A 14,642-nucleotide genomic window follows, 5' to 3' on the forward strand; every position below is an offset into this window, starting at 1 on the left:
GGCAGGATCCATTCGGGGATCCTGCCGGCGCCCTTGCGCATTCCAAGTCGGTTCTCCGGCAATGCAAGGCATAGACTTGGATAATTGCCTTCAGTTATGGAATCTAAGGAGTCATGCCGCGTGGGAATGCAGCAACCCGACGAGCAACGCGCCATCACCACGGCCCGCCATGTACTCTCCGCAATGATCCGTTCCGGAATCCGCGATCTGGTGATTTCTCCCGGTTCACGCAGTGCGCCGTTGGCCTATGCCGCGGCCGAGGCAGAAGCTGCAGGGATCCTGGATATCCACGTGCGCATCGATGAACGCTCCGCGGCCTTCATGGCACTGGGCCTAGCCCAAAGCACCGGGCAGCCGGTAGCGCTCGCCGCCACCAGCGGTTCGGCCATCGGGCAGATGCTGCCTGCAGTGATGGAAGCCAACCACACCGCGACACCACTGCTGGTACTTTCCGCAGACCGCCCCGATGAACTGCATGGCACCGGAGCCAGCCAAAGCACGCGCCAGAAAACCCTCTTTGGCGAGCATGTTCGTCTGGCCATCAATGTTCATGCTGGCGCAGACCCGCAGCACCAGGTCCAGCAGGCGCTGGAAGCCTTGGCTGGCGACCAGCAGGATCCGCCCGGTCCGGTCCACTTGAACCTGCAGTTCCGGGATCCGCTGACCCCTGCGCAAGACGAGCGGATCGAGCTGCAAAGCTGGACGGCTGTTGAGCCCGGGCAGTGGAAGGCGCACGACCAGCCGGAGATGGCGAGCTTGCCAGTGCAGCAGTTGAAGCCACGCCGGAGCATTGTCGTCGCCGGGCATGGCGCCGGGCAGGAAGCGCAACGATTCGCCCATGGCCTGGGGCTGCCATTGTTTGCCGAGCCATCTTCCAACGCACGGTTCTCGGCCAACGCCATTGGCCACTACCGTCCCCTGATCACGGCGGGCATGGACCGCATTGAACGCGTGGTGCTCTTTGGCCGTCCGACGTTGAGCCGCCCGGTGGGCCAGCTTCTGGCCAACCCGGCGATCGAATCGGTGATTTGGCAGCCTCAGCCGGTGGCCTGGTATGAAGCGGGCCGGCGTCGCGAAACCCCGGTCAGCTCTTGGAACGAATTGCAGGAGTTCGCCGGCACCGGTGCAAAGGGGTGGCTGGAAGCATGGCAGCAGCTCGATGCCCAGGCCTTGGCCGTGCGCCAGGGCCTCAGCCGCGAATCGGCGATTAACGGGGTAGATGTCGCCGACGCCATTTGGGAACACGCACCAGAAGTTCTCCTGCTTGGCTCATCGAATATAGTTCGCGACTTCGACTTGGCGGCCCGCCCCGCGCCGGGACGAACCATGACCGTGCATGCCAACCGCGGCCTTGCCGGAATTGATGGAACCATTGCCACCGCCTTGGGCCTGGCCCAGGGCGGCAAGCGGCGCACGCTGGCGGTAATGGGAGATATCACCTTCGCCCATGACGCCAGTTCGCTGTCCTGGACCCCCGGCGAGGAGCAGCCAATGGTGGATATCGTGGTCTACAACGACGGGGGAGGAGCAATCTTCTCCACACTGGAGCACGGAGCCGTGGATGCCTCGGGCCGCTACGCCAATGCGGTGGAACGCCTCTTTGCCACGCCGCAGCAGCTGAGCCTGCCTGCGCTCGCCGAAGCCTATGGCTGGCAGTACGCCATGGCGGCAAGCAAGGAAGAGCTTAGCGCCATCTTGGCTGCAAGGCAGCCGGCGAACCTGCGCCTGATTGAAGTGCCGGCATCACGGAGCAGCCTGCGCGCGGAGAATCTTGAGTTGAACCGGAAGATCGGGCAGCTTTCCTGGCCAACGCCCTAGGGCAAAAGAAATTCCCCTGCGTTGCCCGTCGGCAAAGACGGGCAACGCAGGGGAAGTCTTGCTGCTGAGCTTAGATATCGACGTGCGTCGGATCCAGCACGCGGCGCAGGAAGTCCTGGGTACGTGGCTGCTGCGGATTGCCAATGACATCCACGGCCTTGCCCTCTTCCACTACGACTCCACCGTCCATGAAGAACACGCGGTCCGCAACTTCCTTGGCGAAAGCCATCTCGTGGGTGACCACCAGCATGGTCATGCCTGCCTGGGCCAGATTCTTCATAATGGACAGAACCTCACCGACGGTCTCAGGATCCAATGCACTGGTTGGCTCATCGAAAAGCATCAGGGTTGGTTCCATGGATAGCGCACGCGCAATAGCTACGCGCTGCTGCTGGCCACCGGAAAGCTGATCCGGGTAGCGCTCGCCGAAGTCGCCCAGTCCTACGCGTTCCAGATTGCGCAACGCGACCTTCTGGGCTTCGGCCTTCTTGCGCTTGAGCACCTTGATAGGCGAAACGGTGCAGTTCTCCAGCACGGTCAGGTGCGGGAACAGGTTGAACTGCTGGAAGACCATGCCCACCTGCTGGCGCATCTTGTCCAGGTTCACATCGGGATCGGTGACGTTGAAGCCACCGACCATAATGGTTCCCCCGTTTGGCTGCTCCAACAAATTCACGCAACGCAGCAGGGTGGACTTGCCTGAACCGGATGGACCGATCAGGCAGACAACCTCGCCCGGAGCAACGTTCAAGTCGATGCCCTTGAGCACCTCATTGCTGCCGTAGGACTTGCGCAGTCCGTTGATTTCCACGCCAGAAGCATGGACTGAAATCTCATTAGTGTCACTCGACATTTTCAAGTCCTGTCTATCGCTTGGTCTTGGCGGAGCGGGATTCAAACTTGCGGGCCACCAAGCTCAGCGGGATGGTGATCACCAGGTAGAACAGGCCGGCGACGACCAGCGGAGTCAGTCCGGCATCCAGCTGCGTAATGCCATCGCGGCCGTACTTGGTCATTTCGTACTGGGCCATCGACGCGCCGAGGATGAAGGCCAAGGAAGTGTCCTTGGTCAACAAGATGATTTCGTTGGTCATGGGCGGCAGGACGATCTTGAACGCCTGCGGGATCACGATAGTGACCATGGCACGCCACGCTGGCATGCCCAACGAACGTGCAGCTTCGGTCTGCCCCTTGGGCACCGCCTGCAGGCCTGCACGCAGGGTCTCAGCGATGTAGGCGGCCGAGACCAGGCCCAGGGCGCACATGACATTGACCGGCTGCGGCCACTGGGTGCCGAAGGCCTGTGGCAAGCCCAAGCCGAAGGCCAAAAGGACCAGGATGGCAGGGATGCCGCGGAAGAACTCAATAAACGCGGTAGCGAACCAGCGATAAGGCGCGAAGGACGCCATTTTCATCAGGGCCAGAAGCAAGCCCAGGATGAGGCCGAAGGCGAAGGAGATGATGGTGTAGAAGATGGTGTTCTTCAGGCCGACCAAAATCATGCCTGGGAACAACGGTCCCAATTTGTCGAAGGAGAAGAAGGCATAAATGGCCTTGTCCCAATCAACTGCCAAGACCAGTGCGATTATCGCAAGGATGAAGATGGCGATTTGAATGGTCTTGCTCATGCGGGCGCGCTGACGTGTGGTCATTGCCATGCTTGATTACCTCTCATAAAGGAAGCGGGGGCTGGACTGCCAACCTGTGGGTGCAGTCCGTGCCCCCGCTTGCTTTGAAATCAGATGATGCTCGAGAATTACTTCTCGCCGAACCACTTCACGGTCAGCTCTTCCATGGTTCCTGCATCGGTCAGGCGCTTGAGGGTGCCATTGACCAATTCCAGGGTCTTGGGCTGGTCCTGTGGAACTGCAATGCCCAGCTGCTCGCCGGTCTTGAAGTCGCCAACGACGCTGAAGCCCTTCTTGTCCTTGATCGAGTAGCCCAGCACCGACTGGTTGCCCAGCAGCGCGTCCACCTGGCCAGCCAGAAGTGCCTGGGTCTGCAGGCCGGCATCCTCGAAGCCAACGATGTTGCTCAGGCCCTGTTCCTTGGCGTACTTCTCGCCGGTGGTGGCCTGCTGGACGCCGACCTTCTTGTCCTTGGCGGATTCAAGATCCTTGATGCCTGAATCGTCAGCCGAAATCAGCACCAGATCGTCATCCATGTAAGGGGTGGAGAAATCCATCTTGGCCGAACGCTCTTCGGTGATCGATACCGAGGAGATCGCGATATCGCACTGGGTGCTGAACAGACCGGATTCGATGGAGTCGAAGCTGGCGTCGATGACGTTCAGATCCAGTTCAGCATCCTTGGCAATCTCGGCTGCGATATCCATATCGAAGCCGACGTTCTTGCCATCCTTGACGAATTCGAATGGCTCGTAAGGAATGTCTGAGCAAATGGTGAGTTTGCCTGCATTGATTGGGAAGGAACCAGCTTCGGCTTCACCTTCAGAACTGGAGCCGGAACCGCAGGCGGTGAGTGCCAGCAGTGCAACGGACGTGACGGCAACAGCGGAGGCGAACTTCTTCTTGAGACTACGCATAGGATCAGAACCTACTTTCGGGTTATGCGAGTGGATCAGTGCGTAGCCACAATCATAACCGGGGCAACACTAGGCTGAGATTCACCTCACACATGTCGCACCGAGACTAAGTATTGTTTATGCTCAGCTTGATCCTGGCGACCCTATTCCGCTGCGTAGCCTGCGCCTACTCGGCTCCCAGGGCCTGGCGCATGGGACGCATCTTCGCCCATGACTCGGCTAATTCATCCTCAGGCACCGAGCCTGGAACAATGCCGCAACCCGCGTACAGGCGCATCAGCTTTTCGTCTTCCAGGATTCCGCCACGCAGCGCGATGCCGAATTCGCCATCGCCACGGCTGTCAACCCAACCCACGGGACCGGCATACGGTCCGCGGTCCATGCCTTCCAGCTCGCGCAAGAGCACGCCAGCCTTCTTGGTCGGCGTGCCGCACACGGCAGCGGTCGGATGGAAAATTTCGGCAACATCCAGTGCGGTAGGCACAATGCCGGCGGCATCGGTGCGCAACTGGGCGCGTACGTCGCTGGCCAAATGCCAAACATTGGGAAGCTGGAGAATAAAAGGTTCTTCCGGCGCGCTCATGCCGTGCGAAATGGGATTCAAGGAAGCGGTGAGCGAATCTATGGCCAGCTGGTGCTCATTGCGCTGCTTCGGATCTTCGAAGAGGTTGAGGTGCGCAAATCCAGGATCCTCGGCACCAGCAGCAGCACGGTCCAGGGTGCCAGCCAATACACGGGCTTCAGCCAATCCGTCGGTAACGCGTACCAGCATCTCCGGGGTAGCGCCTACCAAGCCGTCAACCGAATAGGTCCAGCAATTGCCGTAGTGCTCGGTCAACGCATCGACCACGCGGGCAAGATTGATCGGGGTGGAGCTATGCGCCAAAACGTCACGGGCCAGCACCAATTTGGAAATTCCGCGTTCCTCAAAACGGCCCAGCGCTTGATCTACGGCTTCAAGATAGGAGCCGGCGGTCAGCTGCCCGCTGGTCAGCTCGATGCTGCCCGGTTCGCTTGCCGGCAATAACGCATCGGCCATTGCAGCTTCAGCACGCGCCAAAGCCTGCTGGTAAGTCAGCCCGTCGAGTTCCTCGGCGCTGCCGGTGATGGTAATCCACGACTTTTCCTCATCGCGGCCAATCACCAGCTGCGGGATCACCATGCGCGATTCGAAGACGCTGGTAAAGGAGAACGCAAAAGAACCGAAAGAAACCAGGCCGCTGCCGGGGCGGGCGATCGGGTCAATGATCTGTGCCTGTTCGATGACCTGTGCAAGCCAGGCACGGGCACGCGCAAAGCGCTCTTCGCCGTGGGTGTGCAAGCGGGCCGCAGTGCCAAATCCAACCAACCCGTGGCCATTGCGGGTCCAGACCAAGCTTCGGTGACGCAATGAGTCGGCAATTAGTGTTTCGGGGGCATCAAGGTATTCAAAGGTGATGCTGGTGAGAACAGGAGCCGACGGCTGATGAGCGCTGGCGCTGAGAACGGGCGAATCTGCAGACATGATAACGCTAAGCCTACCGCGCAATGCCGGGGGAAAAGGCTTGCGGGTGTCCGTGGTCACCCCTGTGAGATCGGCCGGGTCTGGTGAGAAGTGCTGGGGGAACCCGGTAAACTCTAAATCGACCTCCTAGGTCGCTGGTACCAGACCGGTCTGCCCGGTCTGGCCATGCCAGCAATGTGCAGTGGAAAGCATCGGCTAGAGTGAAGAGATGTTTGCGTGCATCTTGCAGGCAAGATTGCCTTCGCATACCGCGATGGCCAACCCGATGAAAGATAAGTAAGCCGTAGAACAGTGACTGATTCGAAGAGCAACTGGACCGCAGCCGGACATGATGTGTCCGACTCGATTGAGCTGAATCCTGAAACCGCTGCATTAGCTGCGGCCATCAATCTTCCCTCGGGCTTCGCTTTGCTGGCCGAGGACCCGGACTTCGGTCCGGCTATTTCCATGGGCATGGCAAAGGTGGAGAAGCTGCTGCGCGACGCGCTGGCCAACTCCGACCCCTTGATCGACGCATCCAGCCGCCACCTCGTTGAGGCCGGAGGCAAGCGCGTGCGTCCGCTGCTGGTGCTGCTGACTTCCTTGCTGGGCGAAGGCGTGAATGACGATGTCATCAAGGCTGCTGCCGTCGTGGAACTCACCCACCTGGCAACCCTGTACCACGATGACGTCATGGACTCTGCTCCAATGCGCCGCGGTGCACCCACCGCTCACGAGGTGTGGGGCAACTCTGTGGCCATTCTCGCCGGCGACCTGATCTTCGCCCGTGCATCGGTCTTCGGATCCGAGCTGGGCCCAGAAGCAGTCATGTGGCAGTCGCGCACCTTCGAACGCTTGTGCCTCGGACAGCTGCATGAATCCATCGGCCCGCGCGAGGGCGACGATGCCATCGAGCACCACATCCAGGTGATCAGCGACAAGACCGCGTCGCTGCTCTCCACCTCCGGTGCCTTCGGCGCCCGGTTCGGTGGCGCCCCGGAATACATTGAGGTACTGCGCGAGTACGGCGAAAAGGTTGGCGTTGCCTTCCAGGTCGCCGATGACGTGATCGATTTGGCATCCAAGGAAGCCGACTCGGGCAAGACTCCGGGCACCGATTTGCGTGAAGGCGTGCCGACCTTGCCAATCCTGCTGCTGCGCCAGGCGGCTGCTGAGGGCGACGCGCAAGCGCAGCAGGCTATCGAGCTGGTTGATGCGGATCTGGCCAGCGACGAAGCATTGGCGGCCGCTGTGGAAGCTGTCACCGCGCACCCGGCAATCCATGATGCATGGAAGGCCGCACGCCAGTGGGCCGATGACGCGATTGCCGTATTGGCTCCACTGCCTGAGGGTACCGTGAAGCAGGCGCTGATTTCCTTCGCGGATGCTGTTGTCACCCGCGAAGCCTAGGCAAGCTAGAACAAGCGAAACCCCGGAAGACTGCAAAAGTCCTCCGGGGTTTCGTCATGCCAATGGCTGCTGCACGATCCCTGCTAGAGCTGATCGTTGCAGTTTTGACCATCGTCAGTTTCCGCCCTGCCCCCAGACTGGTTCTTGCTGGCGGTGAAGAATTTGGCGGCGAAAATGACCAGGCCAATGACCACGAGGGCCGGGATAATGAAGAAAACGATCAATTCGTAGGTGTTGGGGACCAAGGGGTTCATAGGTTCATCTTATGCAGGCACCGGCGGATGCGCCGCCGTCATAATGATGATTTTCCGGAAACCGGAAGTTCTGCTCCCGGGCTGGATAAGAAAATGCCCAGGGGCGCCGAAGGCGGGAGCAGGCCCTGGCAACGAATCTCTCGTCCCCAGGTCCTGCTCGCGTCAACGTCATGGACTTGTTCTTATCGGACTATATTCTCCGGAGCCAGCGGATGCGGATGCTCGGGGGAGAAGAGCGCCTGGCGCAGCTGTTGCGCTTTGCCGGCCCGATCCTGGATTGATACCCGGTGGCGCAGCTGCCGATAGAGCTCGTCATCGGCGTAGCGCGGGAAAACGTGCTGGTGGTAATGCCATACATGCTGATTGCCCGCAGGCTCATTATGCTGCCGAGTGCTCGTGCCCTCGGGATTCCAGGCAAGCTTCATCGCCAGGGCAACGCGCTTGGTCTCCCGCATGATCGCGGCGCCGGTCAGCTCATCCAGGTCGTAGAGGGCTTCCAGGTGCGCGGTAGGAATAATCATCACGTGCCCGCCGTAATTCCCGAACCCATCACAAGCCATGATTGCTGCCACCAGATCTGTCTGGTAGATCAGATCCGTGGGCGCGCACAAGTTGTCCTGGCTGAAAGGCTGGTCGTTGACCAGCTCGCAGAAAGGACACTGGTAGTTGGCTGGTTCATGGGAACGGTGGAGCACTAGTCCTCCAATTCGGCGGCCAGCTCTTCAAACACCCAGGTGTACATGTCCAAGGTGAATTCGCTGAAGGTGCCTTCCTCGCTGGTCCACTTTCCCTTGGCATTGCTGCGGCGGTAGACGATTGGATCCGGAACATCGAGCTGGGAGGCCTTGAAGCCCCACACGAACTTCTCTTCCTCGTCCTCCAGGAACAGGAGATAGCCGTCTTCGATTTCCAGTTCTTCCGGGTCGAAGAAGTAGTGGTAGGCCTCCATGAAATCTTCATTGTTGCCCAGAGCACGGTAGAACTCTTCAAGGACAAAAGGAATCGATACCTCGGACTGTGCCAGCCCTTCGCGCAATTCGTCGGCGCTCAAGCCGTCGGCTTCGTTCCACTGGTCTTCCAAGTACTTGGGAACCAGGGAACAGAACTTCTCTAGAAACATGTCTGCCATGTAATTATCCTATCGAGATTAGCCCAGCTCAAGGGCGCTCAACGCGATCCAGAGCTGGACTCGGTCGCTAGTCACATTCGGGTCGTAGCCAGAAAGATCTGAAATTTGCTGGATTCGGTAGCGCACCGTATTGCGGTGCAGGCCCAAGGACTCTGCTACCGCCCCCACCGAGCCATCGCGGTTGAGGTATTCACGCAAGGTCAGCAACAGATCAGAATCGTGGGAGGCATCGAATTCCTGCAGTGGTCCCAAGGCTTCGATGGCCAGATCCTGCAGCGGAACATCGTGGGCGGCGAGCAAGAGCGAGGTGAGTGAAAGCTTGGTGGGTTCGTTGACCCGCTCTCCGTGGCGCAAGGACTCCAGGGCCTCGAAGTAGCTCCAGCGGATGCCGGTGGTATTCGGGTAGCGCCCGCCGTAGCCCACGCGGGCCGGAATGCCGGCCGCGAGCAGATACTCGTCGAGGTGCTTGATGGACAGCTGCAGCTTGCTGTGCGCAACAATGATCGCCAAGCGGCCGTCGATGATCGCCGAGACCTGCGAGGAAAGATCGGCGGGCAGCGGCAGGGTTTGCAAGCGTTCGATTTGGGTTGGAGCTTGGACCAGGATGACCGAATGCTCTCGCTGGGTATTCAAGCCAAGAGCGCCCAGGCGCCCAGCCGCATCGGCACCGACCAAGGTGCCGGCGGCGAGGTCCTCGAGCACCTGGCCGTTGGCATGGCGCTGCGAAGCGCGCAGGCGGGATTTATTCGCCAGTTCCAGCCCGATCAGCGACTGCGCGTAATCGACTACTGGATGGTGGACATAGGGTTCTGCAATATGCAGGGTGCACTTGTCGCGCAGCCCGGTGGCCACCGGGCGCGCATTCCAGGAACCTGCCGGATCGTAGTCTCCGCTGATCACTTCGCCGTGCAGCGTCAGCGCTACCTGGGTGCCGAGCATTCGTTCGAGTTCCTCGAGCATGCTGTCCAGATCCGAGGCAAGCAGTGTCTGGGCCAGCTTCTGATGGGACTTGAGCAGATTCTCTACACGCTTGATGTGGTCGGAATTCAGCGCTTCGGCGATCAGCCTGGTAATCGTGGCAAAGGGCACCTGATAAGGCACCTCGAAGACCGGAAGCCCTACCTCACGGGCGGCCTCAACGGTGGCCTGCGGCACCGAAGCATGCTCCAGACCTGTTCCGAAGCCCAAAGCTACGGCATCATTGGCTGCAAGGACTTTGACGAACTGCCGCTGCGCGGCCTTCGTCTTCTGGCGCACCCCGGTGGTCAAGACAATTTCTCGCCCGGTCAAGAACTGCGAGGGATCGAGCAGCTCGGTCACTGCACCCCAGGTGATGACCATGCGATCGCGGTGAATGTGTTCAGTCAGCGGTCGAAGATCGAGCTCGTCATGTTCCAGAAGACCGCGTAAACTAATTGCCATGTAGCCATTCTAGAGGGACAGCGAAAAGTTCCCGATTCAGCAAATTGCTCAAAATATGGACACGCGACCTCGAAAAATGACCACAATGTGAAAATTTTGCAGTAGCTTAGACACATGAGCACTCCATCTTCATCACAGGGCGCTCCACTCGCAACCGAGAAGCGTGAGACTTTCAGCTCCCGAAAGTTGTTCATCCTTTCAGCGATTGGTTCGGCCGTTGGTCTGGGAAACATCTGGCGTTTCCCTTATGTCGCCTACGAAAACGGCGGCGGCGCATTCCTGATCCCTTACCTGGTCGCAATTCTCTGCGCCGGTATTCCGTTGCTGTTCCTCGACTACTCCATCGGCCACCGCTACCGCGGCTCTGCTCCGCTGGCCTACCGTCGCGCCAGCCGCAAGGCCGAAGTCCTTGGCTGGTGGCAGGTGCTGATCTGCTTCATCATCGCCATCTACTACGCGGCCATCATTGCCTGGGCCGCCATGTACTGCTGGTTCTCGGTCACCAAGGCGTGGGATAAGAACCCGGACGGCGCTGCCGGATTCTTCATGGGCGACTTCCTGCAGGTCGCGGACGATGTCACCGTCGGGTTCGACTTTGTCGGCAACGTCTTCTTCCCGATGCTGTGCGTTTGGCTGATCGCCATCGTGATCATGGTTGCCGGCGTGAACAAGGGCATTTCGCGGGCCAACGCGATCTTCATGCCTTTGCTGATCGTGATGTTCCTGATCCTCGTTATCCAGTCGGTCTTCCTGCCAGGTGCTGTGGACGGCTTGAATACCTTCTTCACGCCGAACTTCGAAGCGCTGTCGAATCCTTCGGTGTGGGCAGCGGCATTCGGCCACATCTTCTTCTCGCTGTCGGTGGCCTTCGGCATCATGGTGACCTACTCGTCGTACATGAAGCGCAAGAGCGACCTCACCGGTTCGGGCTACGTTGTAGCTTTCGCCAACTCCAGCTTCGAGCTGCTCGCCGGCATCGGCGTCTTCGCGGCCCTGGGTTTCATGGCGTACAACGCCGGGAGCTCGGTTGACGAAGTGGCAACCAGCGGCATCGGCCTTGCGTTCATTGCCTTCCCGACCATCGTGTCTCAGGCTCCCTTGGGCGGCGTCATCGGCGTGCTGTTCTTCGGTTCGCTGGTCTTCGCCGGCATCACCTCTTTGATCTCGATCCTCGAGGTGATTGTTGCGGCTTTCCAGGACAAGCTGGGCTGGAAGCGCCAGTCGGCCACCCTGGTTGTTGTCATTCCAGTGGCATTGATCTCCATGATCTTGTTCCCAACCACCACTGGATTGTATTTGCTGGACACCATGGATGCATTCGTGAACCAGTTCGGCATCCTGGCTTGCGCACTGGTGATCGTGATCGTCTTCGGTGCAGGCCTGGGCATGCTGCCTAAGCTGGCCAAGCACTTGAACCGCCACAGCTCCATCAAGCTGGGCACCGGCTGGATGGTCTTGGTTGGCGGCGTTGGCCCGGCAGCACTGGGCTACATGCTGATCAACGAATTGCAGACCAAGATGAGCGAGTCCTACAGCGGCTACCCAGTTTGGTTCAACGGTGTCTTCGGTTGGGGCATGGCCGGGGCATTGATTGTCGGCGCGGTCCTGATGTCCCTGGTTCCTTGGAGCAAGAACTCCAAGAAAAACGACCCCGAGTTCGATCAGCATCGTGCGAACGTCGAGGCAGAAGAAGTCCCTGAAGTGTCCAGGAAGGAATACTAGCCATGAGTCCTATCGCGATTGTCTTCATGATTATCTCCATGCTGACCATTTGGGGAGGCCTGGCCATCGCCTTGATCAGCCTGAATCGCCATCCTGAAAAGCACGATGATGATGTGATCGAGCCAGCTGGCTCGGCAGGCAACTAGAACCTGTAATCTGCATCAAGATTGAAGGCCTCTTCGCTTCAAGTTCCGGCTTGAAACGAAGAGGCCTTTTCCTGTGCAGATGCACTATGCGACACGAAATGTGTTGTGCCGATCCGCGTAGTGGCCGGGGGTCCAGGAGAATACTCTCTAGTTATAGAGAAAACAGGGCCAGAGAGCTCACGAATAAGTTCTGGAAGGACAAGCACATGGACGTTACCTACCGCATTGATCAGAAGCGCAAGATCGATGGTCCGTTCCCCGGCCCGAAGTCGCAGGAACTGACCGCACGCCGAGCCAAGGCAGTTGCTGCCGGCGTAGCTTCCAGCCTGCCGGTGTACGCAGCAGAGGTTGATGGCGGCATCATTGTCGATGTCGACGGCAACCAGCTGATTGACCTGGGCTCCGGCATCGCCGTCACGACCATTGGCGCTTCGAACCAGGCAGTAGCCAAGGCTGTCGCCGAACAGGCCGCGCGCTTCACCCACACCTGCTTCATGGTGGCTCCGTATGAGAACTACATCGAGCTGGCAGAGAAGCTGGCTACCATCACCCCGGGCAACTTCGAGAAGCGTGCAGTCTTCTTCAACTCCGGTGCCGAAGCGGTAGAGAACGCCATCAAGGTGGCCCGCATTGCTACCGGCCGCCAGGCAGTAGTCGCCTTCGACCACGCCTACCACGGCCGCACCAACCTCACCATGGGCCTGACCGCCAAGGCCGCCCCATACAAGCGCGGCTTCGGCCCACTGGCACCGGAGATCTACCGCATGCCAATGAGCTACCCATACCGTGAAGAGAACCCGAATATCTCCGGCAAGGAAGCAGCCGAGCGTGCGATCCTGGCCATGGAGAAGCAGATCGGCGGCGACCAGATCGCTGCGATCATCATCGAGCCGATCCAGGGCGAGGGCGGCTTCATCGTTCCTGCCACCGGCTTCCTGCCACGCATCGCCGAGTGGGCCAAGGAAAACGGCATTGTCTTCGTCGCTGACGAAGTCCAGGCAGGCTTCGCACGCTCCGGTGCTTGGTTCGCCTCGGACATCGAGGGTATTGAGCCTGACATCATCACCCTGGCCAAGGGCATCGCCGGCGGCATGCCGCTATCGGGCGTCATCGGCCGTGCCGAATTGCTGGACTCGGTGCACGGCGGCGGCTTGGGCGGCACCTACGGCGGCAACCCGGTTGCAGTTGCCGCGGCCCTGGAATCCATCAAGTTCATGGAAGAGCAGGACTTGGCAGGCCGCGCCCGCGAGATCGAAGAGAAGTTCTTCACCCGCTTCGGTGCGCTCCAGAAGGACATCAAGGAACTGGGCGACATCCGTGGCCGTGGCGGCATGGTTGCAATGGAATTCGTCAAGGCTGGTGGCAAAGAGCCAGACGCTGAGCTGACCAAGGCAATCGCAGCCGAATGCTTGGCTCAGGGCGTCTTGATCCTTACCTGCGGCACCTACGGCAACGTGGTTCGCCTCTTGCCTCCGCTGGTGATCGGCGACGAGCTGCTCGAAGATGCGTTCAACGTATTGGAAGACGCGATCCGCAAGGCTGTTGCCTAAGTAGCCGCGTTCTAGCCTGAGAACGGCGAATGCCTCGAACCTCCCACGGGAGATTCGAGGCATTCGCTTTATCGGCGGTTACTGCAACCGGGTGTTCAGACCAGCTTTTTCGGTTCGGGCATGGAGCCAATGCGTGGAGTTCGCATCATGTCCACGAGCACGAAGAGCACCGCGACCCATACCAAGGCGAAGCCAACCCAGCGTTCAAATGGCATGTGTTCGCCGAAGACCAGCAAGCCCAGGATGAACTGCAAAAGCGGGGCGAGGAACTGCAATGAGCCCAGCGTGCTCAAAGGCAAGCGGCGAGCCGCACCCCCGAAGAGCAATAGCGGAACAGCGGTGATGATGCCGCTCGCGGCCAACAGCAAGAGGCCAGGAACATCAGCCGAGAACAGCGCCGACTTCCCGGCAACGGCCAGCCAAATCAGATAGCCGATGGCCAGCGGCGTCAGCCAGACGGTTTCGATGGTCAAGGACCCCAGCGCAGTTCCGCTTTGGCCCACTTTGTTCTTCACCAGGCCATAGAAGCCAAAGGAGAAAGCCAAACCGAGGGAAATCCACGGGACCCGTCCCAACCCGACCGTCAAGACAATAACAGCAACGGTGGCTACGGCAACAGCGATCCATTGCAGCCGACGCAATTTTTCTTTCAGGACAACGACGCCCAGAAGGATTGCCACAATAGGGTTGATGAAGTAGCCCAGCGATGCTTCCAGCACATGTCCGGTCAAGACCGCCAGGGCGTAGAGAGTCCAGTTGGCTGCAATCAGCACGCTAGCCAGTCCCAACTGCCAGATGGTCTTGGAATCCTTGAACATTGCAAGGAACTGCTTGAACTGGCGCGTGAACGCCAGCAGCAACAGGCAGAAAACCAGCGAGAAGATCACGCGAACGCCAACGAATTCGAAGGCCGAGATTTTAGGCAGCAATAAGAAATAGGCCGGGAGCATGCCCCAAATGAGGTACGCGGCGGTGCCTTGGATCAGTCCGTAACTATGTTCTGAGCGGATCGGTTTAGCGGTACTTACGGACATGCAGGGCGCACACTTTCAGAAACAAAAATGGATCGGGGAAGCGGCCCACCCGGAAATAAGTTGTGGAACCGCATCTTAAAACTACAACGTCCACGCCGTCGGGATATTCCCCTAAGCCGCCGGCGCCTG

General features: G+C 59.5%; 14 protein-coding genes. 5 read left to right on the forward strand and 9 right to left on the reverse strand.

Features of this window, described 5'->3' with window-relative positions; translation table 11 throughout:
- The first annotated feature begins 126 nt into the window (after positions 1-126).
- Positions 127-1,818, forward strand: coding sequence for a 2-succinyl-5-enolpyruvyl-6-hydroxy-3-cyclohexene-1-carboxylic-acid synthase (gene menD, locus ACRDT3_RS14675; protein WP_431493718.1), 1,692 nt, complete (start codon positions 127-129; stop codon positions 1,816-1,818).
- Positions 1,819-1,888: 70 nt separating this feature from the next.
- Here the strand turns inward: menD and ACRDT3_RS14680 are convergent, their stop codons facing one another.
- The 4 genes from ACRDT3_RS14680 to ACRDT3_RS14695 form a co-directional block, all read right to left on the reverse strand.
- Complete coding sequence (locus tag ACRDT3_RS14680; RefSeq protein ID WP_431493678.1) at positions 1,889-2,671, reverse strand: amino acid ABC transporter ATP-binding protein; 783 nt, start codon at positions 2,669-2,671, stop codon at positions 1,889-1,891.
- Between the two features lie 13 nt (positions 2,672-2,684).
- Positions 2,685-3,476 (reverse strand): amino acid ABC transporter permease, encoded by a 792-nt coding sequence (locus ACRDT3_RS14685; protein WP_431493679.1) that lies wholly within the window; start codon positions 3,474-3,476, stop codon positions 2,685-2,687.
- A 98-nt stretch (positions 3,477-3,574) separates the two neighbouring features.
- Positions 3,575-4,363 (reverse strand): transporter substrate-binding domain-containing protein, encoded by a 789-nt coding sequence (locus tag ACRDT3_RS14690; RefSeq protein ID WP_431493680.1) that lies wholly within the window; start codon positions 4,361-4,363, stop codon positions 3,575-3,577.
- 166 nt (positions 4,364-4,529) lie between these two features.
- On the reverse strand, positions 4,530-5,867 hold the full coding sequence (locus ACRDT3_RS14695) for an isochorismate synthase (RefSeq protein ID WP_431493681.1): 1,338 nt from the start codon (positions 5,865-5,867) through the stop codon (positions 4,530-4,532).
- A gap of 291 nt (positions 5,868-6,158) precedes the next feature.
- Between ACRDT3_RS14695 and ACRDT3_RS14700 the strand changes: the two genes are divergently transcribed.
- Positions 6,159-7,256, forward strand: coding sequence for a polyprenyl synthetase family protein (locus ACRDT3_RS14700; protein ID WP_431493682.1), 1,098 nt, complete (start codon positions 6,159-6,161; stop codon positions 7,254-7,256).
- An 83-nt stretch (positions 7,257-7,339) separates the two neighbouring features.
- Here ACRDT3_RS14700 and ACRDT3_RS14705 read toward each other — a convergent pair whose 3' ends face one another.
- The 4 genes from ACRDT3_RS14705 to ACRDT3_RS14720 all read right to left on the reverse strand — a co-directional run bounded on the left by ACRDT3_RS14705 (position 7,340) and on the right by ACRDT3_RS14720 (position 10,061).
- Positions 7,340-7,510, reverse strand: a complete 171-nt coding sequence (locus ACRDT3_RS14705; protein WP_431493683.1) for a hypothetical protein — start codon at positions 7,508-7,510, stop codon at positions 7,340-7,342.
- A 182-nt stretch (positions 7,511-7,692) separates the two neighbouring features.
- The gene (locus ACRDT3_RS14710; RefSeq protein ID WP_431493684.1) at positions 7,693-8,205 is read right to left on the reverse strand and encodes an HIT family protein; all 513 of its coding nucleotides are present in this window, start codon (positions 8,203-8,205) and stop codon (positions 7,693-7,695) included.
- Positions 8,205-8,639: a hypothetical protein gene (locus ACRDT3_RS14715; RefSeq protein WP_431493685.1), complete on the reverse strand. Its 435-nt coding sequence runs from the start codon at positions 8,637-8,639 to the stop codon at positions 8,205-8,207. The genes ACRDT3_RS14710 and ACRDT3_RS14715 overlap by 1 nt, the downstream gene beginning before the upstream one ends.
- Positions 8,640-8,657: 18 nt before the next feature.
- Positions 8,658-10,061, reverse strand: coding sequence for a PucR family transcriptional regulator (locus ACRDT3_RS14720; RefSeq protein WP_431493686.1), 1,404 nt, complete (start codon positions 10,059-10,061; stop codon positions 8,658-8,660).
- A 114-nt stretch (positions 10,062-10,175) separates the two neighbouring features.
- Here ACRDT3_RS14720 and ACRDT3_RS14725 point away from each other — a divergent pair, with 114 nt between their 5' ends.
- From ACRDT3_RS14725 to gabT, 3 genes are all read left to right on the forward strand, one after another.
- Positions 10,176-11,783 carry a sodium-dependent transporter gene (locus ACRDT3_RS14725; protein WP_431493687.1) on the forward strand — a complete coding sequence of 536 codons (1,608 nt, stop codon included), beginning with the start codon at positions 10,176-10,178 and terminating at the stop codon, positions 11,781-11,783.
- Positions 11,784-11,785: 2 nt separating this feature from the next.
- Positions 11,786-11,929, forward strand: a complete 144-nt coding sequence (locus ACRDT3_RS14730; RefSeq protein WP_332487043.1) for a methionine/alanine import family NSS transporter small subunit — start codon at positions 11,786-11,788, stop codon at positions 11,927-11,929.
- Between the two features lie 206 nt (positions 11,930-12,135).
- Positions 12,136-13,479, forward strand: a complete 1,344-nt coding sequence (gene gabT, locus ACRDT3_RS14735; RefSeq protein ID WP_431493688.1) for a 4-aminobutyrate--2-oxoglutarate transaminase — start codon at positions 12,136-12,138, stop codon at positions 13,477-13,479.
- A gap of 95 nt (positions 13,480-13,574) precedes the next feature.
- Here gabT and rarD read toward each other — a convergent pair whose 3' ends face one another.
- Positions 13,575-14,513 (reverse strand): EamA family transporter RarD, encoded by a 939-nt coding sequence (gene rarD, locus ACRDT3_RS14740; RefSeq protein WP_431493689.1) that lies wholly within the window; start codon positions 14,511-14,513, stop codon positions 13,575-13,577.
- Positions 14,514-14,642 lie beyond the last annotated feature (129 nt).

It is taken from the genome of Glutamicibacter sp., from assembly GCF_050701915.1.
GTDB lineage: Bacteria > Actinomycetota > Actinomycetes > Actinomycetales > Micrococcaceae > Glutamicibacter.

What these genes read in the sequence shown, in the direction of transcription:
- ACRDT3_RS14695 (WP_431493681.1), bottom strand. Translation starts at nt 5,867, where the DNA reads ATGTCTGCAGATTCGCCCGTTCTCAGCGCCAGCGCTCATCAGCCGTCG.
- ACRDT3_RS14720 (WP_431493686.1), bottom strand. Translation starts at nt 10,061, where the DNA reads ATGGCAATTAGTTTACGCGGTCTTCTGGAACATGACGAGCTCGATCTT.
- ACRDT3_RS14680 (WP_431493678.1), bottom strand. Translation starts at nt 2,671, where the DNA reads ATGTCGAGTGACACTAATGAGATTTCAGTCCATGCTTCTGGCGTGGAA.
- gabT (WP_431493688.1), top strand. Translation starts at nt 12,136, where the DNA reads ATGGACGTTACCTACCGCATTGATCAGAAGCGCAAGATCGATGGTCCG.
- ACRDT3_RS14705 (WP_431493683.1), bottom strand. Translation starts at nt 7,510, where the DNA reads ATGAACCCCTTGGTCCCCAACACCTACGAATTGATCGTTTTCTTCATT.
- ACRDT3_RS14725 (WP_431493687.1), top strand. Translation starts at nt 10,176, where the DNA reads ATGAGCACTCCATCTTCATCACAGGGCGCTCCACTCGCAACCGAGAAG.
- ACRDT3_RS14690 (WP_431493680.1), bottom strand. Translation starts at nt 4,363, where the DNA reads ATGCGTAGTCTCAAGAAGAAGTTCGCCTCCGCTGTTGCCGTCACGTCC.
- ACRDT3_RS14685 (WP_431493679.1), bottom strand. Translation starts at nt 3,476, where the DNA reads ATGGCAATGACCACACGTCAGCGCGCCCGCATGAGCAAGACCATTCAA.
- rarD (WP_431493689.1), bottom strand. Translation starts at nt 14,513, where the DNA reads ATGTCCGTAAGTACCGCTAAACCGATCCGCTCAGAACATAGTTACGGA.
- menD (WP_431493718.1), top strand. Translation starts at nt 127, where the DNA reads ATGCAGCAACCCGACGAGCAACGCGCCATCACCACGGCCCGCCATGTA.
- ACRDT3_RS14730 (WP_332487043.1), top strand. Translation starts at nt 11,786, where the DNA reads ATGAGTCCTATCGCGATTGTCTTCATGATTATCTCCATGCTGACCATT.
- ACRDT3_RS14715 (WP_431493685.1), bottom strand. Translation starts at nt 8,639, where the DNA reads ATGGCAGACATGTTTCTAGAGAAGTTCTGTTCCCTGGTTCCCAAGTAC.